This window comes from Micromonospora sp. NBC_01739 (assembly GCF_035920385.1).
Taxonomy (GTDB): domain Bacteria; phylum Actinomycetota; class Actinomycetes; order Mycobacteriales; family Micromonosporaceae; genus Micromonospora.
This window is the reverse complement of sequence record NZ_CP109151.1, coordinates 4,289,591-4,315,504: the sequence shown is the minus strand read 5'-3', so window position 1 is coordinate 4,315,504 and position 25,914 is coordinate 4,289,591. Positions and strand designations below refer to the sequence as shown.

The following is a 25,914-nucleotide window of genomic DNA, read 5'->3' as shown; positions in this document are numbered from 1 at the left end:
ATGTCCGGGCTCGAACCGCCTTTCAGTCGCGACCAGGTCGCCACGTACCTGGACACGGTGATCGACCTGGAGCCCACCCCGGGCGCGGAGATCCTGCTCGACGGGATCGCCGACGAACTGCACCGGCGGGGCCTTCAGTCCGGCGAGGTGGTGCTGGTCGCCCTGGCCAACGGCGCGGCGCTGCTGCGCTGCTTCTTCGGGGTGCTGCACGCCGGCTGCGTACCGGCCCTGCTGGCCCCCGGCACCCCGGCCGGCCGGGTCCGGGAGATCGCCGAGGGGCTGGGCGCCCGGACCCTCGTCACTCCGGCCCGGGCCGGGGAGCAGCCGGCGTCGGGACAGGTGGGCCCGGTGCGGGTGGAGACCCTGGACGGCGTGGGCCCGCAGCGGCACGATCCGGGCCACGTCATCATCCTGACCTCCGGCACCTCCGGGGTGGCCAGCGGCTGTCTGCACAGCTTCCCGGCCCTGCTGCGCAACGCCTCGCGGCACGCCCGGTCGGTGGGGTTGCGCCCCGAGGACACCGTGCTGGTGAACCTGCCGCTGAACTTCTCGTACGCCCTGGTGGCCCAGGCGCTCGCCGGCCTGACGACCGGTGCGCGGCTGGTGGTCACCGGGCCGCCCTTCACCACCACCACCTACCAGGCCGCCCTGCGGGACCACGGGGTGACGAGCTCCTCGGTGACCCCGTACATGGTGCGGCAGATGATCGCCGCGGACTGGCGACCGCCGCAGCGGCTGCGGATGCTGACGGTCGGCGGGGAGCAGTTGAGCCCGGTGGTCGCCGGGGTGCTGCGGGAACGGTCACCGGAGCTGGAGCTGTATCTCACCTACGGGCTGACCGAGGCCGGGCCCCGGGTGGCCACCCTGGCCGCCCACCGCGAGCCGTACCACCGGCTGGCGACCGTGGGACGCCCTCTGGAGGGGGTCCAGGTGCAGCTGCGGAACCCGGACCCGGAGGGGGTGGGCGAGCTGCTCGTCACCTCCGACACGGTGCTGCGTCGCAAGGTGGGGATGGCCGAGGGGCGGGTGGGCGACTGCCTGGTCGGCCCGAACCAGATCGCCACCGGCGACCTGTTTCACATCGACGAGGAGGGCTACCTGCACTTCCGGGGCCGCCTGTCGGACTTCGTGGTGACCGGCGGTGCGAAGGTGTCGCTGGCCTCGGTACGCCGGATCGCCAACGCCCTGCCCAACGTCGTGGCCTCGAAGACCCGTATCTACCAGACACCGCTGGGCACCCGCTTCGACCTGGACCTCTACCTGCACGAGGTGGGGCCGACCGAGTCCGAGGAGGTACGCCGCCAGCTGCGCCGAAAACTCGTCCGAACCGAGTGGCCGAGCCGGATCCGGACCATGTCCCTGCACGAGTTCGGGCACAAGTAGATGCGCATCTACTGCCTGGGACACGCGGGCGGGTCAGCGGGGTCCTTCGCCTCAGTGGTCGATCGGCACGCCGAGGGTCTCACGATGGTCCCGGTGGAGCGGCCCGGCCGGGGAAACCGGTGGCGCGAGCCGCCCTGCCAGGGCTGGCCGGACCTGCTCGCCGACCTGTCCGACCGGATCCTCGGCGAGTTGGACGGCACCCCGTACGGGCTGTTCGGGCACAGCCTGGGGGCCCTTGTCGGCTACGAGCTGGCCCACGCGCTGCGCGACGCCGGTCATCCCGCGGACCTGCTGGTCCTCAGTGGGCGGAATCCGCCCTGGATGGCCCCCGGCTCGGCGTTGTGGCACGCCGTTGACCTGCCCGATGAGGAGTTGTTCGCCCGGCTGGTGGCCCTCGGGGGTGCCGATGCCCGGGCGGCCGGCCCGCTGACCTACCGCACCTTCCTCCCGATGCTCCGCGCCGACCTGCGACTGGCCCAGGCCTACCGGCCCGGACCGAGGCGGCCCCGGTTGGCCACCCCGGTGGTCGTGCTGCACGGGATCGACGACCCGTTGACCTCGCCGGCCGCGCTGACCCGGTGGGCCGACATCACCACCGGGGACTTCCTGCTGCGGGCGGTCCCGGGCGGGCACTTCTTCCCGATGCGGGAGCCGGCCGAGGTGGCCCGGGTCCTCGGGCAGGCCGTGCCGGATCCGGTCCGGAGCAGGTAGGAAGCGGGCTGCGCACTGTGGAAGGTGAGCGCGGCCGAGGGGGAATGCCAGGGTCGGCCCCATGACACAGAACGGTCCGGTGCTGGACGCACCCGCCCCCGCCGGCCGGCGCGAATGGCTGGCCCTCGCCGTGCTCGCCCTGCCGACACTGCTCGTCGCCGTCGACCTGAGCGTGCTCTTCCTGGCCCTGCCGCAGCTCGCCGTGGACCTGGGCGCCGATGCCGTGACCCAACTGTGGATCGGCGACGTGTACGGCTTCATGGTGGCCGGCCTGCTGGTGACCATGGGCGCCCTCGGCGACCGGATCGGCCGACGGCGACTGCTGCTGGTAGGTGCGGCGGCCTTCGCCGCGTTCTCGCTGCTGGCCGCCTTCTCGACGAGCAGCGGAATGCTCGTCGTCAGCCGGGCCCTGCTGGGGGTGGCCGGTGCCACCCTCATGCCGTCGACCCTGGCGCTGATCAGTGACCTGTTCCGGCAGCCCGCCCAGCGGTCCACCGCGATCGCGGTCTGGATGAGCTGTTTCCTCGCCGGCAACGCCGCCGGACCGCTGGTCGGTGGGGTGCTGTTGGAGTTCTTCTGGTGGGGGTCGGTCTTCCTGCTGGGGGTCCCGGTGATGGCGGTGCTGCTGCTGGCCGGTCCGGTGCTGCTACCTAAGGGGCAACGGCGCGGCAGCGTACGGGTCGACCTGTCCAGCGTGTTGCTCTCGCTGGTGGCGGTGCTGTCCCTGGTGTACGCCGTCAAACATGTCGCCCGGTACGGGTTGGAACCCCTGGTGGGGCTGCTGCTGCTGGTCGGGGTGGTGACCGGAGCCGTGTTCATCCGGCGGCAGCGGGCCCTGCCCGACCCGCTGCTGGATCTGGGACTCTTCGCCCGCCGGTCGGTCCGCCCGGTGCTGGTGGTGCTGGTGGTCGGGGGAATGCTGCTCGGCGGGAGCACCCTGCTGGTGACCCAGTACCTGCAACTGGTCGCCGAACTGTCGCCGCTGCGAGCCGGGTTGTGGCTGCTGCCCTCCACCGTGGCGATGATCCTGGCGGTGATGGTCGCCCCGATGCTGGCCGGCCGGTTCGGGGCCGGGCCGGTGATGGCGGCCGGGCTCGTGATCGCCGCCGCGGGATTCCTGCTGGTCGCCACCGCCGACGTCGGCGGCCAGACGATGGTCCTGGCCGGCTGGGTGGTGGTGGCCGTCGGCAACGGGCTGCCCGCGGGTCTGGGGGTGGACCTGGTGGTCGGGTCCGTTCCACCGGAGCGGGCCGGAGCGGCATCCGGGATCTCCGAGACGAGCAGCGAACTCGGCTTCGCCGCCGGGATCGCGGTGCTGGGCAGCCTGGCCGCCGCCGTCTACCGGGCGCGGCTGGAGGACGCCCTCCCCGAGAACCTGGGACCGGAGGTCGCGGCCAAGGCCCTGGACGGGATGACCGGGGCCATGGAGCTGGCCGACCGGGTGCCCGGCGTGCTCGGTCCGGCCCAGGAGGCGTACGCCGGGGCGTTGGCCACGGTGGGGCTGGTCGCGGCCGCCGTATCGGTGGCCCTGGCGGTCCTGATCGCCCTGGCCCTGCGTCGACCCACCGGTGGGAAAGAGTCGGCTGATTCCCCGTCGGTGGCGACTAGTGCGCACTTGGAAAGATGAATTGACCCCGGCCGACCAACAGGATGAACGGTGACAGTTGATCGTCCTTGATTGACCGGAAACTGGAGGTTCCATGCGACCATTGCGCGCACTGATTGCATCGTCGCTCGGCGTAGCGGTTGTCCTGTCATCCGTCACCGCAACCGCCGGGGCGGCGGAGGCCGGCGCCCACAAGAAGAAGAAAATCAACATTGACGTCTGGCTCGCGGACTATCCGTTCCCGGGTTATCTGGACGAGCGCAAGCGGCTGGCCGAGGAGTTCAACCGTAAGTACCCGCGCTACCAGATCAACGTCGAGGCGCGGGACTACACGGCGCTGCCGGCTGACGTGGACCGGGCCGTCCGGGAGGGCAACCCGCCGGCGATCGCCAACTACTACTACAACGTCAGCCAGGTCGCTCGGGACATGAAGGACCGCTCCGGCCGACCGCTGTTCACGTCCGTGCAGCGGGCCATCGGCGGTCGCCACCAGATCCTCAACGAGCGGGTGGTGGTGCGGGACCTGCTGCCGCAGGTCCGGGCGTACCACACCGACCGGGGTGACATGTTCTCCTTCCCGGTCACCAGCATGACCAGCGTGCTGTACGCCAACACCACCCTGCTGAAGAAGGCGGGGGTGTCCAAGCTTCCGCAGACCTGGCAGGAGCTGGAGGCCGCCTGCACGAAGATCGCGCGGATGCCGAACGGCCCGGCGAACTGCGTGACCTGGCCCAACCACAACTGGTTCTTCCAGCAGGCCATCGCCCAGCAGGGCGGCCTGCTGACCAACAACAACAACGGGCGTACCGGCCGGGCCACCAAGGTCAACCTGGACTCGCCGCAGATCCTCAACTACGTCTCCTGGTGGAAGCGGATGCACCAGGCGGGCCACTACCGGTACACCGGCATGCCGGAGGACTGGGGCGGCAACTTCGAGTCGTTCGTGACCCAGCAGGTCGCCTTCACCTTCGACGGGGCCAACCAGGGTGACACCTTCGCCCAGATGGGGGCCGAGTTCGGGTTCAACGTCGCCGCGGGCTCGTTGCCGCACCCCGGTCGCGGCAAGGCGGTCGGGAACGTCAACTCCGGTGACTCGCTCTTCCTGCGGGCCGGTCTGGACCGGGAGACCCAGGACGGCGCCCTCGCCTTCATGCAGTTCCTGAACAGCCCGCGCAACTCGGCGCAGTGGCACAAGAGCACCGCCTACCTGCCGATGACCGGGCAGGCGGTGGACCTCCTCCAGCGGGAGCGCTGGTTCGCCCAGCACCCGGCGCCGAAGGTGGCGTTGGACCAGATCCGCAAGGCCCCGAAGTCGCCGGCCAGTCTCGGCGTGGTGGTCGGCGCGTTCGACGGGATCCAGAACGAGCTGGTCCTGGCGATGGATGACGTGCTGCTGCGCCGGGCCAACCCGGTGGAGCGATTCCGGCTGGCCGACGCTCGCGCCCAGCGGCTCCTCGACGCGTACAACGCCCGATGCGTCGGTGCCGGGCCGCGTGGTCCCGACTGCTACCGGGTCGGAATCTGGGGCTGATCCCAGCAACAACTGACCGCCTTTTCCGGTCGGCGGGGGCAGGTCGTCGCGGTGCCGTCAAAACGGCGTCGCCGGCGACCTGCCCTCGCTTGCTTTCTGTCGATCAGGCGTGCGCTGCGCACTACGGAAGATGCGTGGCACAGGGTCGTAATGACAGCCTCTGAGGGCGGCCAGGTTCGCCGAAGAATTCGCTAGCGACCGGTGCGCCAATTTCTTGTGTCGACCGACGGATTCGGGCTGGAGGAAAAGGAATGAACAATCCATTCGACGCCGTCGACGGCGATTTCCTGGTGCTGGTGAACGCTGCGGGCGAGCACTGTCTGTGGCCCGCCTTCGCCGATGTGCCGCAGGGCTGGGGTGCGGTGTGCGGTCCGGCCGGCCGCACCGAGTGCCTGCGGTACGTCAGCGACAACTGGATCGACCCTCGCCCGCGCCGGCTCGCCGGCTCGCACTGAAACGTGCCCCACCCGGGCCGCCGGTCGGCCCCCGGGGCTGATGACAAGGGGGAGATGACCCGATGAGCACGCCACAGACTTCGATCTTCGGTCAGATTTCGCTCGACCACATCGAGTTCTACGTCAGCGACCTGGCCGCGGAGACCCAACGGCTGGTGGACGGCTTCGGTCTGGCCGTCTACTCCGGGACCGACCCGGCCGCCCCGCCGGAGGCCCGGTCCGCCGGGCTGGGCCGGGGGGAGATCCGGCTGGTGCTGACCCAGCCGTTGGTCGAGGACCACCCGGCCGCCGCGTACGTGGAGCGGCACGGAGACGGGGTCGCCGACATCAGCCTCGGTGTCGCCGACCCGGCGGCGGCCTTCGCCGAGGCGGTACGCCGGGGGGCCCGGCCGGTAGCGGCCCCGCACGACGTCGAAGGCGTGGTACGGGCCACCATCATGGGCTTCGGCGATGTCGCGCACACCTTCGTCCGGCGCCCCGAGGGAATGGACGCCCGGCACCTGCCCGGCCTGCTGCCCCGCCCGGAGGCCGAGCCGACCTGGGACAGCGGGCTGTCCGCGGTGGACCACTTCGCGGTCTGCCTGGAGGCCGGCCAGCTGGACCCGACGGTCCGCTTCTACGAGGAGGTCCTCGACTTCCGCATGATCTTCGAGGAGCAGATCGTGGTCGGTAACCAGGCCATGAACTCCAAGGTGGTGCAGTCCGTCGGGGGTGCGGTGACGCTGACCCTGATCGAGCCGGACGTGACCCGCTCGCCGGGGCAGATCGACGAGTTCCTGAAGAACCACGGCGGCGCGGGTGTGCAGCACGTGGCGTTCAACGCGGACGACATCGTCGCCGCCGTGCAGAACATCCAGCGGCGGGGAGTGGAGTTCCTGTCCACCCCGGACACCTACTACACGATGCTCGCCTCCCGCATGGAGCTGGCCCGGCACACCGTGTCGGACCTGCGGGAGGTCAACGTGCTGGTCGACGCCGATCACCACGGTCAGCTCTTCCAGATCTTCACCCGCTCGGCGCACCCCCGGAAGACCTTCTTCCTGGAGCTGATCGAACGGCTCGGCGCGCAGACCTTCGGCAGCGGCAACGTCAAGGCGCTGTACGAGGCCGTGGAGCTGCAACGGCAAGCGGAACGGGACTGACTTCGGTGAGCACAGGCATCCGCGCCACCGACCTCGACGGGGTCAACCTGGCCGACCCGAGAACCTTCGTCGGCCCGGAGGTGGAGAACGTGTGGCGCTGGCTGCGCCGCAACGCCCCGGTGTGGCGGCACCCGAGCACCCCGCAGGGAACCCACTTCTGGGTGGTCACCCGGTACGCCGAGGCGCTGCGGGTCTACAAGGACCCGGAGACCTTCGGCTCGGGCCGGGGCAACATGCTCACCTCGCTGCTCACCGGCGGGGACACCGCCGGGGGGAAGCTGTTGGCCGTCTCCGACGCCCCCCGGCACACCGCCGTGCGCAACCACCTGCTGAGGTCGTTCTCCCCCCGGATGCTGCGGCCGGTGCTGTCCGGGGTGCTGGCCCGCGCGGATCAACTGGTGGCGCAGGCCGTGGCGGCCGGTGGCGGGGACTTCGCCGCCCAGGTCGCCGACGAACTGCCCATGGGCACCATCAGCGACCTGCTCGGCGTTCCGTCGGCGGACCGGGCCGAGCTGTTGCGACTGAGCAAGCAGGCCCTCAGTTCCGACGATCCGGATCAGCCCGGCCACGAGACCTGGCTGGCCCGTAACGAGATCCTGCTCTATTTCAGCGGGATCGCCGCCGAGCGTCGCCGGGACCCGCGCGACGACGTGATCAGCAGCCTCGTGACCTGCGAGATCGAGGGAGCGCCGCTGACCGAGGAGGAGGTCGTCCTCAACTGCTACGGCCTGATCCTCGCCGGGGACGAGACGAGCCGGCTGGCGATGATCAGCGCGGTGCTGAACTTCGTCGAGTACCCGGATCAGTGGGGGGCGCTGCGCCGGGGCGAGGTGTCGCTGGACGACGCGGTGGAGGAGATCCTGCGCTGGAACACCCCGGCCATGCATGTCGGGCGGGTGGCCCGGCGGGACACCACACTCGGCGGGCAGACCATCCCGGCCGGCGACGTCGTCACCGTCTGGAACGCCTCGGCCAACCGGGACGAAACGGTCTTCGACCGGCCGGACGAATTCGATCTGGGCCGTACGCCCAACAAGCACCTCACCTTCGGACACGGGCCGCACTTCTGCCTCGGTGCCTTCCTGGGCCGGGCGGAGGTTCGGGCGGTGCTGGACTCGCTGCGTCGGCGGGTCGACACCTTCGAACTACACGGCCAACCGCGCCCGCTGTACTCGACCTTCCTGCGCGGTTACACCAGCCTGCCGGTGACGCTCAAGCCCGGCGGAACCACCTGAAACCGGTTCTACCGGCCTAACCATCTGAATGGAGCGTCTGATGACCTTCACTTCTGTGCAGCAGATGCTCGCCGCGCAGGCGAGCCGGACTCCGGACGCGGTGGCCGTGGTGGCCGGTGACCGCACCTTGACGTACCGGGATCTGGACGAGCGGGCGAACCGGCTGGCGCACCGTCTGATCGCCGAGGGGGTCCAGCCGGGGCAGCCGGTCGCGGTGCTGACCGGCCGGACCGCCGACCTGCCGGTGGCACTGCTGGCGGTCCTCAAGGCCGGTGCGTGGTACCTGCCGCTGCATGCGGCGTACCCGATGGCGCGGATGCGCTGGATCCTGGACCAGGCGGGCGGCCCGGTGCTGCTGGCCGACGACGACACCCGGCGCCGCGGCCTGCCGGAGGGTGGGCGGGTGCTGCTGGTCGACGAGGAGCCGGGCGAGTTCCCCGGCACCGACCCGGCCGTGCCCACCGGCCCGGAGGACTTCGCGTACGTCATGTACACCTCCGGGTCGACCGGGGACCCCAAGGGGGTGGCCATCCCACAGCGCGCGGTGACCCGGCTCATCTCCGATCCGGCCTGGAACGGCAGCCGGCACCAGCGGGTCCTCTCCGTGGCTCCGTACGCCTTCCAGGTCTCCAGCTACGAGTTCTGGGTGCCGCTGAGCCGTGGTGGCACGGTCGTGCTGGGGCCCTCCGCCGACCTCGACGTGTCCACCCTGCGCCAGCTGATCACCGAGCACGCGATCACCGCCGTGCACCTGACGGCCGGGCTGTTCCGGGTGGTGGCCGACGAGGCGCCGGACTGCCTGACCGGGGTGCAGGAGGTGATGACCGGTGGCGACGTGATCTCCCCCGGGGCGGTCCGGCGGGTGCTGGACGCCTGCCCCGGTCTGGTCGTCCGGGCCATGTACGGCTCGACCGAGTCCACCCTGTTCACCACCCACTCGCCGATGTCCGACCTGTTCCTGCCGGGCCCGACCGTTCCGGTGGGCCGCCCGATGACGGACATCCGGGCGTACGTCCTGGACGAGCGGCTCCGTCAGGTCCCCGACGGGGAGGTGGGCGAGCTGTACGTGGCCGGGCCCCGACTGGCCAGCGGCTACCTCGGCCGGCCGGACCTGACCGCCGAACGCTTCGTCGCCGATCCGTTCACCGGGGAGGGGGAACGGATGTACCGCACCGGCGACCTGGTGCGGTTGACCAGCGACGGCATGTTCGACTTCCTCGGCCGCGCCGACGACCAGGTCAAGATCCGGGGCTTCCGGGTCGAGTTGGCCGAGGTGGAGGCGGTGCTGGCCCGGTTCCCCGAACTCTCCGACGTGGCCGTGGTGGCCCGGCAGTTGCCGACGGGTGAGCGGTCCCTAACCGCATACGTGGTGGTCGGTGAGCGCACTGTCGACCTGGCCGCGCTGCGGGCCTTCGCGATCGCGACCCTGCCCGACTTCATGGTGCCGGACGCCTTCGTGGCGCTGACCACCCTGCCGCTGACCGCCAACGGCAAGTTGGACCGGCGGGCGTTGCCGGAGCCGGACCCGGAGGCGTGGGTGGCCTACCGGGCACCCCGCGACCCGCGGGAGGAGATCCTCAGCGAGATCTTCTCCGAGGTGCTCGGGGTGGACCGGGTAGGCGTGGACGACGACTTCTTCCAACTCGGCGGGCAGTCCCTCCTGGCCATGCGGCTGATCAGCCGGATCGAGGCCGTACTGGGGACCAAGCTGCCGCTGCGCACCCTCTTCGACACCCCCACGGTGGCCGGCCTTGCCGAGCGGCTGGCCGCCCAGGCCACGCCCGCACCGACCTCCTAGCCGACGACTACGAAAGGGCTGATGGCCAGATGAACACCCCCGACACCCAGGCGCCGCACCGGGCACCCCTCTCGCTCAACCAGGACTTCCTCTGCATGTACGACAAGGGCGACGAGGAGGGTCCCTTCGGCCCGCGCTACCACATCGTGCACGGATGGCGGCTGCGCGGCGAGGTCGATGTCGAGTCGTTGCAGGGTGCCCTGGACGACGTGGTGGCTCGGCACGAGGCGCTGCGCACCATCGTGGTGCGTACGCCGCAGGAGCGGTACCAGGTGATCAGCCCGGAGACCGCCCCGGTGCAGCTGATCCTGCGGGACCTGTCCGTGGTGCCCGAGGACGAGCGGGACGCGGTGGCCGAGCAGTTGCTGATCGAGGCCGAGGCGGACACCTTCCCCAGCACGGAGCTTCCGCTGCTGCGCGCGGTCCTGGTCCGGTTCGACGACCGCGACTCGGTCCTGGTGCTGATCTCCCACCACACCGCCACCGACGGCTGGTCGATGCGTCTGATCATCCGGGACCTGGCCAACCGGTACGCCGCCCGGCGGGGCCACGAGGTGCCGGCACTGCCGGAGCCGCGCCAGTACCGGGAGTTCGCGGAGTGGCAGCGGCAGCTGGTGGGCGATCCGGTCCGGATGGCGGAGCCGAGCGAGTTCTGGCAGCAGAACCTGGCCGGTGCCCGGGTGCACACGATGAAGCTGGACCGCCCCCGTTCGGTGGCCGTCGAGACGACCACCGCGATGCACCGTTTCGTGATCGGCTCGGAGGTGATCACTCCGGCGCTCAAGCTCGGCAAGGCCACCCGCAGCTCGCCGTTCATGGTGCTCTTCGCCGCCTTCGCCGTACTGGCCGAGCGGCTCGGCGGAAACTCGGACGTGGTCGTACCGACCTTCAGCCCCGGTCGGGGCGACGAGGAGTTCCCGTACACCGTCGGGTCCTTCTTCAACTTCATGCCGATCCGGGTGGACCTGGCCAAGTGCCGCACTTTCCGGGAGGTGGTGATCGCCACCCGGAACCAGTGCGTCGAGTCGTACTCGCAGGACGTGCCGCAGATCCTGGCCCACGCCCCGGAGCTGATGCTGCCGGCCATCTCCGACGACCGGGCGCCCTGTGTGTTCCAGGTCTTCGCGTTCCCGTTCCTGCTGGACGAGGAGCTGATCGGCGATCTCGAGTACACCGAGATCCGGTACCGCCTGGTGTCCCAGCCGCTCGTCTCGGACGTCCCGGACGGCGCCCTGTGGACCCTGAACCTGGACCCCTCCGGTGAGGTCGTCGGCAGCGTCGCCTACAAGAGCGGTCTGTTCGACGAGGCGACCGTCGCCGGGTGGGTCAGCGGCTTCCAGGAGGTCCTGCGGGAGATGCTGGTCGATCCGGATGCCGCCCGCGAATCGGTGCGGGTCGCCGTATAGGTGATCGAAGGCCCGCCGGGCGCCGCATTTTCAAAGGTGCAGGCCCATCGACGGGGTGCCAGGGTCGGTGGTGCACAGCCTTCCCCGACTCGCTCATCATTGTTCAGCCCTTTGTCCTAACTGGAGGTTCGATGGAAACCATGGCAGCTCCCGGCCGTAGCGAGCTGGCGCGACGCGCCGCGGAACTGGTGCCGTTGTTGCGGGAAGGCGCGCTGGAGGCCGAGGAGCAGCGCCGCCTGCCGGAGAAGACGATCGCCGCCCTCACCGACGCCGGCCTGCTCAAGATGCGGATGCCGGCCCGCTACGGCGGCTACGAGTCGGACATGCGGACGGTCGTGGACGTCGTCTCCGAGGTGGGCCGTGGGGACGGCTCCGCCGGCTGGACGATGGCGGTCTGGATGATCAGCAGCTGGATGGCGGGCCTCTTCCCGGACCAGACCCAGGACGAGATCTTCTCCACCCCGGACGTCCGGATCAGTGGCATCCTCAGCCCCGGTGCGATGGCCATCCCCACCGAGGGCGGGTACATCCTGAACGGTCGGTGGTCGTTCAACACCGGGGCGACCCAGAGCCACTGGAACACGAACGCGGCCGTGCTCGCCAACCCGGACGGCAGCCACGAGCCGGTGATGGTGGCGTTGCCGATCAAGGATCTCCAGATCATCGACGACTGGCACACCGCCGGCATGCGGGGTTCGGGCAGCGTCACCACGGTGGCCGACGGGCTCTTCGTCCCGGAGCACCGGCTGGTGCGGATGGGGCCGATCATCCAGGGTGTGCCGCTGACCAACTCCAACGCCGGCTCGTCGATCTACCGGGTGCCCTTCATGTCGATGGCGTGCACGGCGGTCGGCGCCAGCTGCCTGGGGTTGGCTAAGGCCGCCAAGGAGGTGTTCTTCGAGCGGCTGCCCGGCCGGAAGATCACCTACACGGAGTACGAGGACCAGAGCCAGGCGCCGATCACCCACATCCAGGTGGCGGACGCCACCGTCAAGATCGATGAGGCGGACTTCCACGCGTACCGGTCGGCCGAGATGCTCGACCGTAAGGCCGGCGCGGGTGAGGACTGGACGCTGGAGGAGCGGGCCCGGGTCCGCCTCGACCTGGGCGCGGTCTGCCAGCGGTCGAAGGAGGCCGTCGACCTGCTGAACACCGCCAGCGGCGGCTCCTCGATCTACCAGGACGTGCCGATCCAGCGGATCGAGCGGGACGTGCAGACCCTCAACCTGCACGCCATCATGCACCCCAACACCAACCTGGAGCTGTACGGCCGGATCCTCTGCGGCCTCGGTCCGAACACCCTGTTCATCTGATTCCCAGGGCGGCTAGCCGCCCGCCTCCCGCCCAGCCTCGACGATTCATTCCGTACGGCTGCGGCACCCGCGACGGGCGTCCTCCGAAAGGGGGGCGCCCGTCTGCCTACCTGCCCCTTCGCCTGCTGACCGGGCCCGGCCGGGCCTCGCAATTTCGAAGGTGAGCCATTTCCGGGTACGCCGGAGAATTAGCACTGCGCACGTCGCCGACGGACCGGACCGCGGACGTCGTGTCGCTTTACCCCAGACCGTCCTGCCGGCGCCGTGTGTGCCGCCGGTGTCGCCTGCCCCGACGGGGTTCGGAGGCGGTCCTTCGCCGGCGTACCGACCGTGGTCCGTCCGGTTCACCAGATCGAGAGAGGACCATCCCATGTCGAAGAGCACCACTTCGATGCTGAGCGCCGAGGACGAGGCCGCGGTGCGTGCGGTACCCCAGCGCATCGTCGCCGCCTGGGCCGCGCACGACGCGGAGGCTTTCGCCGCCACCTTCACCGAGGACGGCAGCATGATCCTGCCCGGGGTCTTCCGGCAGGGCCGGGACGAGATCTGCGGCTTCATGGGCCAGGCGTTCGCCGGCCCGTACCGCGGCACCCGGGTGACCGGCAGCCCCACCGCGCTGAAGGTGCTGGGCCCGGACACCGTGCTGGTGCTCACCGAGGGCGGGGTGCTGGCCCCGAACGAGACCGAGCCCTCCGCCGCGCGGGCGGTCCGGGCGAGCTGGCTGCTGGTGCGGCGGGACGGCCAGTGGCTGCTCACCGCGTACCAGAACTCACCGGCGAACCCCTCCTGAAGGCGTCGAGCGACCGAGGAGGTGACGTGATGAGTGATCATCGCACCGGACGGGTCGTGGTGCTCGGCGCGAGCATGGGCGGTCTGCTGGCGGCCAGGGTGCTCGCCGACCGGTACGCCGAGGTGCTGCTGGTCGACCGCGACGAGGTGACCGGGGTCAGTGGCTACCGCCAGGGCGTACCGCACGGTCGACACGCCCACGGGCTGGTCGCCCGGGGATACCAGATCCTGGAGGGCCACTTCCCCGGCCTGACCGAGGACCTGCGGGGTGCCGGGGTGACCCCCGGCGACTTCAGCGGCGACATCCAGTGGTACGTCGAGGGGCGGCGGATGCTGCCGTCGCACTCCGGGCTGGTCTCGGTGCCGGCCACCCGGCCGGTGCTGGAGCACCTGGTCCGGGCTCGGGTGCAGGCCCTGCCGAACGTGCGTGTCCTCGAACGGCACGACATCGTCGGGCTGGTCACCACCCCCGACCGGAGTCGGGTGATCGGTGCGCGGGTACAGCAGCGTGTCGAGGGCAGCCAGGAGGAGGTGCTCGACGCCGACCTGGTGATCGACAGCACCGGCCGTGGCTCCCGTACCCCGACCTGGCTCGCCGAACTCGGCTATGCGCGACCCCCCGAGGATCGGATCAAGGTCGATCTGGCGTACACCACCCGACACTACCGGCTGGCCAAGGACCCCTTCGGCGACGACCTGGCGATCATCCCGGCCGCCACCCCGGGCAGCCCGCGCGGTGCCTTCTTCTACCGGATGCCCGGCACGGACGGTCGGGTGGAACTCTCTCTGACCGGCGTCCTCGGCGACCATCCGCCGACCGACCCGGACGGCTTCCTGGCCTTCGCCAAGTCCCTGCCGGTGCCGGCCATCTACCGCGCGATTCGGGACGGCGAGCCGCTGGACGACCCGGTGATGTTCCGCTTCCCGGCCAGTGTCCGCCGCCGCTACGAGCGACTCGACCGGTTCCCGGCCGGCCTGCTGGTGCTCGGTGACGCGGTGTGCAGCTTCAACCCGATCTACGCCCAGGGGATGACCGCCGCCGGGCTCGGCTCACTCGTGCTGGCCGAACAGCTCCGGCGTGGTGGTGACCCCGATCCCATCGCCTTCTTCCGTGAGCTGGGCGCCCAGCTCGACTCGCCCTGGGACTTCTCCGCCGGCGCGGACCTGGGATTCCCCGGGGTCGAAGGACGGCGTACGGCGAAGATCCGGTTCGCCAACGCCTATGTGGCCCGGCTGCAACGGGCCGCCACCCGCGATGCCCGGCTGACCGACGCCTTCATCCGGGTGGCCGGGCTGATCGATCCGCCGTCGTCGCTGATGCGGCCGACCACCATGCTCCGGGTGCTCCGTCAGGGCCGCGTCCGGGACACCACCCCCGATCCTGCCGCAGCAGAGCGTCTGCTCGGCCGGGCCTGACCAACGGAGGAACCGATGCGTCCGTTCCGAATCGACATTCCGCAGGCTGACCTCGACGACCTGGACCGCCGGCTGGCCGCCGTCCGTTGGCCGGCCGAACTGCCCGGCGTGGGCTGGGAGCGCGGGGTACCGCTGGACTACCTACGCGACCTGGTCGACCACTGGCGGCACCGCTTCGACTGGCGGGCCGCGGAGCGCTGGCTGAACGAGTTCCCGCAGTTCACCACCGAGATCGACGGCGCCAATGTGCACTTCGTGCACGTCCGGTCGGCGGTACCGGACGCCACTGCGGTGATCCTCACCCACGGCTGGCCGGGCTCCTTCGTGGAGTTCCTGGACCTGATCGGGCCGCTGACCGACCCGGCCGCGCACGGCGGCGACCCCGCCGACGCCTGCCACGTCGTGATCCCCTCGATCCCCGGGTACGGCTTCTCCGGGCCGACCCGGGAGACCGGCTGGGACACCCGACGGGTGGCCCGGGCCTGGGCCGAACTGATGCGGCGGCTCGGCTACGACCGCTATGTGGCCCAGGGCGGGGACTGGGGTTCGCCGATCTCGCTGGAGGTCGGTCTGGCCGACCCGGAGCACGTGGCCGGCGTACACGTCAACATGCTCGCCACCTTCCCGCCCCAGGACCCGGCCCTCTTCGCCGGACTGCCCGACGAGGACCTGGCCCGCCTGGAGTTCGCCCAGAACTTCGAGCAGGACGGCGCCGGCTGGCGCAAGATCCAGTCGACCCGCCCGCAGACCCTGTCGTACGGCCTCACCGACTCCCCGGTCGGCCAGCTCGCCTGGATCGTCGAGAAGTTCTACGAGTGGACCGACTCGGCCAAGGTGCCGGAGGACGCCGTCGACCGGGACTTCCTGCTCACCAACGTGATGGTCTACTGGCTGACCGCCACGGCCGGCTCCAGCGCCCAGCTGTACTACGAGTCCAACCGGCTGGACGCCGACTTCATCCGCACCTGGGCCGGCCCCTGGAACCTGACCATGCCGGTCGGGGTGGCGGTCTTCCCCGCCGACGCCGTCCGCCCGGTGCGCCGGTGGGCCGAGCAGATTCTGCCGACCCTGAACCAGTGGACCGTATTCGACCAGGGCGGTCACTTCGCCGCCCTGGAGCAGCCCACCCTCCTCGTCGAGGACCTCCGGAACTTCATCCGTTCGCTGCGCTGAGCGTGGCACCGCATCCCGGGTGGCGGGTGGTCGAGGACGACGGCCCGCCACCGGGAAGAACTGGGGAGACATGATCAACAGAAGGAACCTCCTGGTGGGCGGCGCACTCTCCGGCGCCGCGCTGGCGGTAACGGCCACTCCGGCGCTGAACGCCCTGGCCGGCGGCCCTCCGGGGACACCCGGGGGACACCACGGGCACGGACCCGGGCACGGACCGAAACCCAAGCCGAAGCCGAGTGGCACCCCACCGACCGGTGGGCCGTTCCGCGTGCTGATGCCGCTGCCGCCGGTCGCCGCACCGATCCGCACTCGCGGGGGCGTCGACCACTACAGCTTCCCGATCGTGCAGACCACCGCTGAGCTGCTGCCCGGGGTGCGTACCCCGGTGCTGTCGTACGGCGGTCGGTTCATCGGCCCGACCATCCGCGCCCGCGCCGGTCGGCCGGTGTCGGTGGAGTACCGCAACCAACTGGGCGTACCGGCCAACGTCCACCTGCACGGCGGGCATGTCGCGCCGGAGCATGACGGCCACCCGATGGACGTGATCAAGCCCGGCAAGTCGAGGGTCTACGAATACCCGAATCGCCAGCGCGGCACCACCCTCTGGTACCACGACCACAGCCACCACACCGAGGCCGAGCACGTGTTCCGCGGGCTGCACGGCTTCTACCTGATCGACGACCCGCAGGAGCGGCACCTGCGACTGCCCGAGGGGCAGTACGACGTGCCGATCATGCTGCGGGAGTCCCGCTTCGACGAGAAGGGCAACCTGTACTTCGACCCCTTCGACTTCGACCGTCCGGTGGTGCTGGTCAACGGCCGCTCCCAGCCGTACTTCCCGGTCGCCGCGCGCCGGTACCGGCTGCGACTGCTGAACGCCTCCACCCACGGCACCCTGACCCTGCGGCTGGACGGCCTGCCGATGGTGCAGGTGGGCTCCGACGGCGGTCTGCTGCCCAAACCGGTACGGCTGACCGAACTGACCCTGGGCCCGGCCGAGCGTGCCGATGTGGTCGTCGACTTCTCCAAGCGCCGAGTGGGCAGCAAGGTGGTGCTAGAGGAGGCCCGCGGGCCGGTGCTCCGCTTCGACGTCACCCGGGAGGCCCGCGACAACAGCCGGGTGCCGGACACGCTCCGGTCGCTGCCGCCGATGCCGAAGTCCACCGTCAACCGCGAGGTGGTCCTCAGCACCGACTTCAACACTATCGAGAGCCTGATCAACGGCAAGCTCTGGGACCCGAACCGGATCGACGCCACCATCCGGCACGGTGCGACGGAGACCTGGCGGATCACCAACGTGGACACCGACTTCGGCGGGGTCAACCACACCTTCCACCTGCACCTGGTGCAGTTCCGGGTCCTGGATCGCAACGGCCGGCCACCGGCGCCCAACGAGCGCGGGTTGAAGGACACCGTGTTCATCGCGCCGGGCGACTCGGTGCGGGTGCAGGCGACCTTCAGCGGCTTCCTGGGCCGATACGTGTACCACTGCCACATGCTGGAGCACTCCGCGTACGGGATGATGGCGCAGATGCAGATCGTGCGCTGAGCCGATCGGTCGGCCGGGAGCGCGGGGGAGACCCCCGCCCCGGCCGGCCGAGGTTTCCCGGAGAGCCTGCCGCTACCCGACCCCGGCATCTCCTGGGCGGTTCATCCGGCCAGGTCCGGCCGGAGGCGGGCGGCCCCGCCCAGGTAGACGTGGGTGATCTCGGCGCGGGACCGGGTTGTTCGGACGTGCGCCAGCAGCCGGACGACGCGGGGCAGGGCGCCCGGGACGTCGATCTCCCGTGCGCAGAGCAGAGGCACATCGGCCATGCCCAGTTGCCGGGCCGCCTCGGCGGGGAAGCAGCTGACCAGGTCCGCGGTGGTGGTGAAGAAGAGACTGATCAGGTCGTCCGGGTGCAACTCGTTGCGGTGCATCACCTCGGCCAGCAGTATCCGGGTCGCGCCGGTGACGGCCGGGGGCTCGTCCCGGTTCACCTGGATGGCGCCGCGGACCGCGCGTACGGTTGCCAACGGTCCACCGGCCACGACAGGCGCGGGAGCGGAGCTGGTCATGGCTTACCCTCCGGCTGGTTCGTCGGGTGCTCCACCCTGTGTGGTGGGCGCATGGCAACGTTATCGGCGCCGCCGACCGACCGGCCTCTCCCACTTTGCGCAGTTCGCGCGCGACCGCCGGGGCTGAACCATCCGCCTGGTTGAGCAAAGGGCCCGACCGGCATGACGCTGATCAACAGGCCCCGGCAGAGAGCTAGGCGTCGCAGCCCGGCACGGTCACCCTGCCGGAAGCCCAGGTCCTGCCCGAGCTCCTCCAGCACCCCCTTGGGCAGGCGCAGGTCGTCGATCAGGTGCGCGGCGAGTGACTCCACCGTACGGCGGACGAACAGGGGCGTGGCCTTGAGATCGGTTCGCAGGGGTCGCTGGAGGTTGCGTCTGAGCTCGATGGCGGTCAACGAGTCCATGCCGGAGGCGAAGAAACCGAAAACCGGATTCGCTACCGGCTCCAAGATCCGCCACCCGGATTACCTGTTCAAGGCTGCATGACGAGGCACTAGTGGGAAACAGGTGTTAAGTCGGCGCGATCAGCTACTTCCGCAAGCCCTGTAGTGAGTCGGTCCTGCTATCGGCGTTGACCGGCCTTGTCGGGCCTGAGGAGTTGGCCAAAGGCCCAGCGCGCTGGGCCTAGCGTAGTAGGCTGACTGGTATGGGTCGGTTCTCCGAGGATGATCTGCGTGCCGTTGTCGTCAAGTACGAGGAGACGCGGTCGGCGGCGTTGACCGAGCGGGACGAGCAGCTGCGGGCGTTTCATGCGGCCGGTTGGCGGCCGGTGGATCTGCAGCGGGTCACCGGGTACAGCCGGGAGACGATCCGTCAGGCGCTACGGCCGGAAGTCCGGCGGGCGACCAACGCCAGTCGGCGCAAAACATCGCCCCAGCCACCGGCGGACTACCGGCCCTACGGTTACCGGAAGCCCTACGTGGTGGCCGAAACCCTTGCCGCACTGCGCGGCCCGACCGAAGGCACGGTGACGCTTCCGCGTCATCTCGACTGGTCTGGGCAACCCGAGTACGACCTGAACCGGTCCGCACGCCTAGCCAGCATGTACAAGGTGGTGCTCACCGAAGCCAGCACGGTTGAGGATCTGAACACCTGGCTCGATGCCGAACTCCTCCGGCGGCTCTGGCCTACCCTCTGGCTGTCGCCCCAACTCCGCCAGCGCTGGGAGCAAGCCTTTCCTGAACTCGCCGCAACTCGCAGCGATGCGGCGTAGTGGTGGACCCCTTCCACGAACGCCTCGCCCGTACCGGGCTCGGGGCAGCACATCGATACGGCTTCGCCTTGGCCGGCGGTTACGCGGTCCAGGCCGCCGGGCTTCTGGAGCGCCCCAGCGAGGACGTCGACCTGTTCACAGCCTGGGAGCGCCGGCAGGAGTTCACCGCCGCAGTCACCGCAGTCGTGCACGCCTACCGAGACGACGGCCTCACCGTCGAGACCGAGCGCCAGTACGACACCTTCGCCCGCCTGGCCGTCACCGACGGCGTGCGGGTTTCCAAGGTCGAACTCGGTGTGGACTGGCGGGCCAACGAGCCGATCCTCATGGCAATCGGCCCCGTCCTCCACCCCGATGACGCGGTCGCCAACAAGATGAGCGCCCTCTACGGGCGAGCGTTCGCGCGTGACTTCATCGACATCGACGCCACGCTCCGATCCGGCCGGTACACCCGCGAAGCCCTTCTCACCCTCGCGCAGCGCGCCGACCATGGTTTCGACCGGCGCATCTTCGCCGACGCCCTCGGACAAGCCACCCTGCTCGACCCTGACGACTTCGCCCAGTACGGCGTCACCGGGCGTGCACTGGACAGTCTCCGTTACCGATTCGCCGCGTGGCGCCGTGAATTGCTCGGCGACAAAGGACCCCACTCGACCTGACGCACCTCCAGCCGATGTCGCTGCTCCGTTGTACCCTGCGACTGACTGGATCGGCTCGCTGCGACCGAATCCGGGGAAAGGCCAGCGGAAGTCCCGTCTAATGCTCATGTCATCTCGTTGACACTCCGCCCAATCGGAGGGCACCCTTTGCGATAGTCATGGGTGCTTATCGGTTTAGGGCTAAGTCATAACAGGGGAGTGATAGTGGCCGAGGCCATCGAGAATGAAGAAGCGGATCGCATGCTGGCGGTCATCGCTGACCTGGGGGCAGCGCCCTGTTTTAGGGTCCCGCCCATCTGCGGAGGTAGACATCGCACGTTTCTCTGCTGCTGTTCTGAACGTGTATGAAACTGCGAGATCTCTTCATGGGCTTCCAGAGAAGCAGTCTCGCGACCGATGCTCTGATCGCTTGTTTGTAGAGAAGTAACTTTGGTGGCAACTTGCGCTCTTGAAGATCGATTTTCTACAGTAATAGAGGTAGCCGAGGAAGTGTCAGAGTACCTCTCGCAACTCGCTCCTGAGTCCACGGCGGCGCACGTCGGGGCAAGGGGTGATCTCGACGGCCGGTCCGGAGCGGAACATTCCGTTCACCGGGCCGCAGTCCGTGCAGATCCACAGGCTCATCCGAATTGTCACTGGACGCAGCGGAAATATGATCGCCGGGCCGACTAGGTCCTCGGCGTCGCCGACCGGTTCTCGCATCAGGTGGACCGGGCCCCTGCCAAGGAGTGCAGGATCTGTGCCGTCGGTCCGGGGCGGGCGTGCCGGTGGCCGGTGCCGGCCCAGAGGTTCAGCCCGTGCGGATCGTCGGCTTCGGCGGCGGCGGCCCGCAGCGGCGCGGTCAGGTGGTGCACGGCCGGATAGGCCAGCGGGGCCGCCGTGGAGAAGCGGTCCGTGAAGCGGTTCCGCAGGGCGCGTGCCGGGCGGCCGGTGAAGGCCCGGGTGACGACCGTGCCGGTGTGCTCGCCGCCGATCATCGCCGCCTTCTGCACCGCCCGGGTGCCGGCTTCGTCGGCCAGCAGGAACATCGTTCCCGCTTGCACGGCCACCGCCCCGGCGGCCAGCAGGAGGCGTACGTCCTCGGCGGTGCCCACCCCGCCCGCGGCGATCACCGGCAGGCCGGCGGGTAGCACCTCCCGGACCACTTCGGCGGTGGCGCGGTCGGGGTCGTAGGTCTGGGGTGTGGTCGTCGAGGCGTGACCGCCCGCGGTGCCGCCCTGGGCGACCAGCCCGTCCGCCCCGGCCCTGGCGGCCTGCCGGGCCTCGGCGGCATTGGTGACGGTGACCAGGACGGCCGTGCCCTGGGCCCGCAGGGTGGCCACCACCTCGGCGGAGGGGATGCCGAAGGCGAAGCTGACCAGCGGGGGTGCCGCCGCCCGCAGCAGTTCGATCTTGGCCAGGTAGTGGTCGTCGTCCTGGGTGCGCACCTGCGGCAGGGTCACCCCCAGCCGCTCGGCCTCGGGGAGCAGCAGGTCACGGTAGGGCTCGACAGTGGACACCTCGACCGGGGGCTGCGGAATGAAGACGTTGACCCCGTACGGCAGGCCGGTCTCGCGGATTTCCGCCAGCTCGGCCCGTACCACCTCGGGTGACCGGTACCCGGTCGCCAGGAAGCCCAGGCCACCGGCCCCAGCGGCGGCGGCGACCAGGCGTACGGTCGAGGGTCCGCCGGCCATCGGGGCGACGATCACCGGATGTCGCAGGGTGTCGAGCATGTCCTCATCCTCCCGGGTCAGATGGCCTGGCGGAGTCGGGCGGCCCGCCGATTCTCCAGTGGCTGGAGGTCAGGGGCCGCCCAAAGGGGAAACGGGATCAGCGACCGGCGGGCACCGGGATCTTCACCTCGGCCGGCTCGGTCTCGGTGGGTAGGCCCTGGGGCGGGCCGTCCGGCTGCGGCGGAGCCGCCGCGGCCGGCAGGGCGGTCATCAGGACCGCGATCACGGCGAGGATGCCGGCCAGCCAGTAGGCCGTGTTCTCGAAGGCGTCGACGAAGGGGGAGCGACCACCCGAGCTGGTCTCGGAGAGCACCCCGAAGAAGAACACCGAGGTGAGTGCCAGGCCGAGGGCCTGACCGACCTGCAACATGGTGTGGATCAAGCCGGAGGCCGAGCCGGCGTGGGCCAGGGGTACCTCGGCCAGGATCGCGTTGATCAGCGGCGACACGATCAGGCCCATTCCGAAGCCGATGACCAGCAGGGCGGGGACCATCTGCCAGAAGGTGACCTCCTGGCCGAAGTGGTTGGCCGTCCAGCCGTACAGGGCCATGCCGGTCCCCATCAGCAGCGCCCCCATCTGCAACACCTTGCGGCCCAGCTTGGGGATCAGCAGCTGCACGGAGATGCCGGCGGCGATGGTGGTGGCCACCGAGAAGGGGATGCCGCTGAGCCCGGCCCGCAGCACACTCCAGCCCAGGCCCACCTGCATGTACAGGGTCCACACCAGGAAGAAGACGCCGGTCACGACACCGAAGGCCAACTGGACCGCGACCCCGGCGGAGAAACCCTTCACCCGGAACAGGGACAGTTCGATCAGGGGGGAGCCGTCCCGGCGGGACTTCGCCCGCTCGTACGCGATGAGGGCGCCGAAGACCGGAATGGAGGCGAACATGGTGACGAAGCCCCAGGTGGGCCAGCCGGTCTCCTCGCCCCGGGTCAGCGGGTAGAGCAGCATCAGCAGGCCGACCGTACCCACGATCACCCCGACGAGGTCCAGGCGCAGGGCCTGCGGGGAGCGGGACTCCTCGATGTATTTGGCGCCCAGGATCAGGGCCAGGATGCCGACCGGCAGGTTGATCAGGAAGATCGGCCGCCACTCCAGACCGAACAGGTTCCAGTGGGTCAGCAGGGCACCGATCAGCGGGCCGGAGATGCCGCCGAGCCCGACGATGGCACCCCAGAGTCCGAACACCTTCCCCTTCTCGTGCGGCGGGAAGGTGGCGTGGATGATCGCCAGTACCTGCGGAACCATCAGCGCGGCCATGGCGCCCTGGAGGATCCGTGCGGTGACGAGCAGCTCGGGGCTCTGGGCGATGCCGCACAGCGCCGAGGCGATGGTGAAGCCGGCGATGCCGGCCAGGAAGAGTCGCTTGCGGCCGTAGATGTCGCCGAGTCGACCACCGGTGATCAGGCCGACCGCGAAGGCCAGGGCGTACCCGGCGACGATCCACTGGATCTGACTGACCGTGGCGCCGATGTCCTCCTGGATCGCCGGGATGGCGATGTTGACGATGGTGACGTCGACCAGATCCATGAAGGCCGCGGCCATCACGATGGCCAGCGCGATCCAGCGCCTCCTGTCCGTCTGGGTTGCCACTGGTACCTGGGTTCGTGATGTCATGTCAGGAACGCTAGGCGAAAACACCACTTTGCTGCTGTACGCGGTGATAGTCGGTCATTCTGTTCCGATCAGCGACAGTTATCGGCGGACCCGTCACCGACACGCAGTTGCCCCACCCCGGGGGAGCGGGGCGGGGCAACTGCGGTGGTTCAGGCGACGACCCCGTGCAGGGCGGGTTCGCCCTCGGCCTCGGCGGACAGGGCGGACCAGTCCGCCCAGGTCTTGAGCCGGTCGGCGTACACCCCCTGGGCGGCCTGGTACGGCTGGGTGCCGAAGAAGATCCGCAGCGGCGGGTTCTCCGCGTCCACCACGGTGAGCAGGGCCTGGGCCGCGGCCCGGGGACTGCCCTGGCGCAGCTGGAAGCCGGCCATCGCCTGCCGGAGCCCGTCGTACGCCGGGTGCGGCGCGGAGAAGGAGGCGGAGGGCCCGCCCCAGTCGGTGCCGTACGACCCCGGCTCCACAATGGTCACCTTGATGCCGAAGCCGGCCACCTCCTGGGAGAGGGACTCGCTGAACCCCTCCAGGGCCCACTTGGAGGCGTGGTAGCCCCCCAGTGCGGGGAAGGCCAGCACCCCACCGGCGCTGGAGACCTGCACGATGTGGCCGCTGCCCTGCTCACGCAGGTACGGCAGCACCGCCTGGGAGACCCAGAGCGCGCCGAGCACGTTGGTCTCCAGTTGCGCCCGGATGTCGGCCTCGCTGATCTCCTCGATCGTGCCGAACAGTCCGAACCCGGCGTTGTTCACCACCACGTCGAGGCGACCGAAGTGCTCGTGGGCCTGCCGGACCGCGGCCACGACGGCGGCCCGGTCGGTCACGTCCAGGGTCAGCGGCAGGATCGCGGTGCCGTGCTCGGCGACGAGATCGGCCAGGGCGCTCGTGTCGCGGGCGGTGGCGGCCACCTGGTCACCACGGGACAGTGCCGCGCTGACGAACTCGCGGCCCAGACCGCGCGACGAGCCTGTCACGAACCATACCTTGCCCATTTCTGATGTCCTCTCGCCGTCGCTCGTAATATGTGTAGGACGCTAGCCCGGCATTCGTTCAGAGCCCCAATAAGATCCTCTTATCGGTGCCATTCTCGATAATTGCGTGCGCCTCGGCGGCGGATTGCAACGGCAGCACGGCCACCTCGCGGGTACGCAGGAGACCGGAGGGCAGCAGCCGGTTGATGGTCCGGGCCGCGGCGGCCAGTTCGGCTGTACTGGCGTGGGAGATGACGAAGCCCCGGATCGATCCGTCCCGCATGTACAGCCGACCCGCCGGCAGCACCGGTTCGGTGCGGGCCCCGGCCAGCAGGACGATCCGACCCCCATGGGCCAGGAGATCCACCGCCAGCCGCAGATCGTTGTGGCCGGAGGTGTCCAGGTGCACGTCGATCCCCTCGGGGGCGGCGGCCCGCAGTCGGGCGGCCAGGTCCGGGGCGTCGTACGGGATCGCCTCGGCGGCGCCCATCGAACGGCACCGGGCCAGATCCCCCGGGCCGGCCGTGGCGATCACCCGGGCCCCTGCCTGGGCGGCCAGGACGACCGCCGCGCTGCCGACATTGCCGGCTGCCCCGCCGACCAGCACGGTGTCACCGGCGCTCAGTTGACCGTGCCGGAACAGTCCCAGGTAGGCGGTGGCCGTGGGGTGGAGCACCCCCACGGCGGTCAGTGGATCGACCCCCGGGGGCAGCCGGTACAGCCGGTCCGCCGGCACCACCGCCAGTTCGGCCGCAGCACCCTGCCGACCGTCGTGACCGAGGCTGTTGCACCACACCGGGTCGCCGGGGGCGAACCCCGCCGCGCCCGGCCCGGCCCGGACGACCCGACCCACCAGATCCCGGGCGATGACGAAGGGGAAGGCCACCGGGGTGCGGAACAGCCCGGAGCGGACGAAGGTGTCGACCGGGTTGACCGTGCTCGCCCACACCTCGACGAGCACGTCCGTGGGACCGGGGGAGGGATCGGGCAGCCGACCGTACCGAATCTCTTCTGGCGGGCCGAACCTTTCGATGTACGCAGCCAGCATGGTGCCACCCTGCCATCGAAATCATGCACACGCCGTCGAATGACGAGTAGAAGGCTTTATCGGGCAGCCATCGATACCGATCCTCACGTTTTCTAGCGTCGAAACAGACGAACATACGTCACGACGTGAGGGGATCGAGATGCAGACCGCTTCGCGGCCACTGTTCGAGTTGTCGGTGCAGAGCAAGGTGTCCGCGCCACCGGACCGGGTCTATGCCTTGGTCAGCGACCTCGAGCGCAGCGGCGAATGGAGCCCCGAGTGTGTGGGCGGATCGTGGATCGCCGGTGAACCCGGCACGGTCGGCGCGGTGTTCCGCGGCGAGAACCGGCGGGAGGCCGACGTGGTGGCCTGGGCCCCGGTCGTACGCGGTGTCTGGTTCACCGAGTCCGAGGTGGTGACCGCCGAGCCGGGTCGCACCTTCGCCTGGTCCATGCGGAACCGGGCGGGGGCGCGTCAGGACAGCGTCTGGGCCTACGACATCGCCGAGCAGCCCGGGGGCGGATCGGTGCTGGTCCACCGGTTCCGGATGGGCGCGGCCACGGAGGGCATCCGGGGCATCACCGCCGACATGGACGCCGCCGCGCGGGAGCGGTTCTTCGCCGAGTGGGGGGCCAAGGTCGCCGGCGACATGCGCGCCACTCTCGGTCGTCTCTGCCAGGTACTAGAGGAGGACTGAC

Annotated in this window: 23 protein-coding genes; 17 read left to right on the top strand and 6 right to left on the bottom strand. The window is 70.1% G+C overall.

Annotated features, from left to right (window positions below; genetic code table 11):
• The 14 genes from OIE53_RS19435 (at window position 1) to OIE53_RS19370 (ending at window position 17,507) form a co-directional block, all read left to right on the top strand.
• Window positions 1–1,383, top strand: a complete 1,383-nt coding sequence (locus tag OIE53_RS19435) for a class I adenylate-forming enzyme family protein (RefSeq protein WP_327022959.1) — start codon at window positions 1–3, stop codon at window positions 1,381–1,383.
• Window positions 1,384–2,094: a thioesterase II family protein gene (locus tag OIE53_RS19430; RefSeq protein WP_327022958.1), complete on the top strand. Its 711-nt coding sequence runs from the start codon at window positions 1,384–1,386 to the stop codon at window positions 2,092–2,094. It abuts the gene before it with no gap.
• Window positions 2,095–2,155: 61 nt separating this feature from the next.
• Window positions 2,156–3,721 (top strand): MFS transporter, encoded by a 1,566-nt coding sequence (locus tag OIE53_RS19425; protein WP_327022957.1) that lies wholly within the window; start codon window positions 2,156–2,158, stop codon window positions 3,719–3,721.
• An 82-nt stretch (window positions 3,722–3,803) separates the two neighbouring features.
• The gene (locus OIE53_RS19420; RefSeq protein ID WP_327022956.1) at window positions 3,804–5,231 is read left to right on the top strand and encodes an extracellular solute-binding protein; all 1,428 of its coding nucleotides are present in this window, start codon (window positions 3,804–3,806) and stop codon (window positions 5,229–5,231) included.
• A gap of 251 nt (window positions 5,232–5,482) precedes the next feature.
• Window positions 5,483–5,686, top strand: a complete 204-nt coding sequence (locus OIE53_RS19415; RefSeq protein ID WP_327022955.1) for an MbtH family protein — start codon at window positions 5,483–5,485, stop codon at window positions 5,684–5,686.
• A gap of 62 nt (window positions 5,687–5,748) precedes the next feature.
• Window positions 5,749–6,828, top strand: coding sequence for a 4-hydroxyphenylpyruvate dioxygenase (gene hppD, locus OIE53_RS19410; protein ID WP_327022954.1), 1,080 nt, complete (start codon window positions 5,749–5,751; stop codon window positions 6,826–6,828).
• 5 nt (window positions 6,829–6,833) lie between these two features.
• Window positions 6,834–8,063, top strand: a complete 1,230-nt coding sequence (locus OIE53_RS19405) for a cytochrome P450 (protein WP_327022953.1) — start codon at window positions 6,834–6,836, stop codon at window positions 8,061–8,063.
• A gap of 40 nt (window positions 8,064–8,103) precedes the next feature.
• The gene (locus OIE53_RS19400; protein WP_327022952.1) at window positions 8,104–9,861 is read left to right on the top strand and encodes a non-ribosomal peptide synthetase; all 1,758 of its coding nucleotides are present in this window, start codon (window positions 8,104–8,106) and stop codon (window positions 9,859–9,861) included.
• Between the two features lie 29 nt (window positions 9,862–9,890).
• Window positions 9,891–11,267 carry a condensation domain-containing protein gene (locus OIE53_RS19395; protein WP_327022951.1) on the top strand — a complete coding sequence of 459 codons (1,377 nt, stop codon included), beginning with the start codon at window positions 9,891–9,893 and terminating at the stop codon, window positions 11,265–11,267.
• 140 nt (window positions 11,268–11,407) lie between these two features.
• A complete protein-coding gene (locus OIE53_RS19390) occupies window positions 11,408–12,580 on the top strand; it encodes an acyl-CoA dehydrogenase family protein (RefSeq protein ID WP_393340835.1) in 1,173 nt (390 codons plus the stop codon).
• Between the two features lie 370 nt (window positions 12,581–12,950).
• A complete protein-coding gene (locus tag OIE53_RS19385; RefSeq protein ID WP_327022949.1) occupies window positions 12,951–13,370 on the top strand; it encodes an SgcJ/EcaC family oxidoreductase in 420 nt (139 codons plus the stop codon).
• A 29-nt stretch (window positions 13,371–13,399) separates the two neighbouring features.
• A complete protein-coding gene (locus OIE53_RS19380) occupies window positions 13,400–14,785 on the top strand; it encodes an FAD-dependent oxidoreductase (protein ID WP_327022948.1) in 1,386 nt (461 codons plus the stop codon).
• Between the two features lie 15 nt (window positions 14,786–14,800).
• Window positions 14,801–15,958, top strand: coding sequence for an epoxide hydrolase family protein (locus OIE53_RS19375; protein ID WP_327022947.1), 1,158 nt, complete (start codon window positions 14,801–14,803; stop codon window positions 15,956–15,958).
• A 94-nt stretch (window positions 15,959–16,052) separates the two neighbouring features.
• Window positions 16,053–17,507 (top strand): multicopper oxidase family protein, encoded by a 1,455-nt coding sequence (locus OIE53_RS19370; RefSeq protein WP_327022946.1) that lies wholly within the window; start codon window positions 16,053–16,055, stop codon window positions 17,505–17,507.
• A gap of 101 nt (window positions 17,508–17,608) precedes the next feature.
• On the opposite strand, the gene aroH is transcribed toward OIE53_RS19370, so the two are convergent.
• Together aroH and OIE53_RS19360 are read right to left on the bottom strand one after the other, a co-directional pair.
• Complete coding sequence (gene aroH, locus OIE53_RS19365) at window positions 17,609–18,016, bottom strand: chorismate mutase (protein WP_327022945.1); 408 nt, start codon at window positions 18,014–18,016, stop codon at window positions 17,609–17,611.
• Entirely contained in the window at window positions 18,013–18,465 is a 453-nt protein-coding gene (locus OIE53_RS19360) for an acyl carrier protein (RefSeq protein WP_327022944.1), read from the bottom strand. The genes aroH and OIE53_RS19360 overlap by 4 nt, the downstream gene beginning before the upstream one ends.
• 197 nt (window positions 18,466–18,662) lie before the next feature.
• Here OIE53_RS19360 and OIE53_RS19355 point away from each other — a divergent pair, with 197 nt between their 5' ends.
• Window positions 18,663–19,229 (top strand): hypothetical protein, encoded by a 567-nt coding sequence (locus OIE53_RS19355; protein ID WP_327022943.1) that lies wholly within the window; start codon window positions 18,663–18,665, stop codon window positions 19,227–19,229.
• A 2-nt stretch (window positions 19,230–19,231) separates the two neighbouring features.
• On the top strand, window positions 19,232–19,888 hold the full coding sequence (locus tag OIE53_RS19350; protein WP_327027286.1) for a nucleotidyl transferase AbiEii/AbiGii toxin family protein: 657 nt from the start codon (window positions 19,232–19,234) through the stop codon (window positions 19,886–19,888).
• A 701-nt stretch (window positions 19,889–20,589) separates the two neighbouring features.
• Here OIE53_RS19350 and OIE53_RS19345 read toward each other — a convergent pair.
• The 4 genes from OIE53_RS19345 to OIE53_RS19330 form a co-directional block, all read right to left on the bottom strand.
• Window positions 20,590–21,603 carry a nitronate monooxygenase gene (locus OIE53_RS19345; RefSeq protein ID WP_327022942.1) on the bottom strand — a complete coding sequence of 338 codons (1,014 nt, stop codon included), beginning with the start codon at window positions 21,601–21,603 and terminating at the stop codon, window positions 20,590–20,592.
• Window positions 21,604–21,700: 97 nt separating this feature from the next.
• Complete coding sequence (locus OIE53_RS19340; RefSeq protein WP_327022941.1) at window positions 21,701–23,224, bottom strand: MFS transporter; 1,524 nt, start codon at window positions 23,222–23,224, stop codon at window positions 21,701–21,703.
• 149 nt (window positions 23,225–23,373) lie between these two features.
• Window positions 23,374–24,210: an SDR family NAD(P)-dependent oxidoreductase gene (locus OIE53_RS19335; RefSeq protein WP_327022940.1), complete on the bottom strand. Its 837-nt coding sequence runs from the start codon at window positions 24,208–24,210 to the stop codon at window positions 23,374–23,376.
• A 58-nt stretch (window positions 24,211–24,268) separates the two neighbouring features.
• Entirely contained in the window at window positions 24,269–25,237 is a 969-nt protein-coding gene (locus OIE53_RS19330) for an NADPH:quinone reductase (protein WP_327022939.1), read from the bottom strand.
• A gap of 139 nt (window positions 25,238–25,376) precedes the next feature.
• Here OIE53_RS19330 and OIE53_RS19325 point away from each other — a divergent pair, with 139 nt between their 5' ends.
• Window positions 25,377–25,913: an SRPBCC family protein gene (locus tag OIE53_RS19325; protein ID WP_327022938.1), complete on the top strand. Its 537-nt coding sequence runs from the start codon at window positions 25,377–25,379 to the stop codon at window positions 25,911–25,913.
• Window position 25,914: the final 1 nt, after the last annotated feature.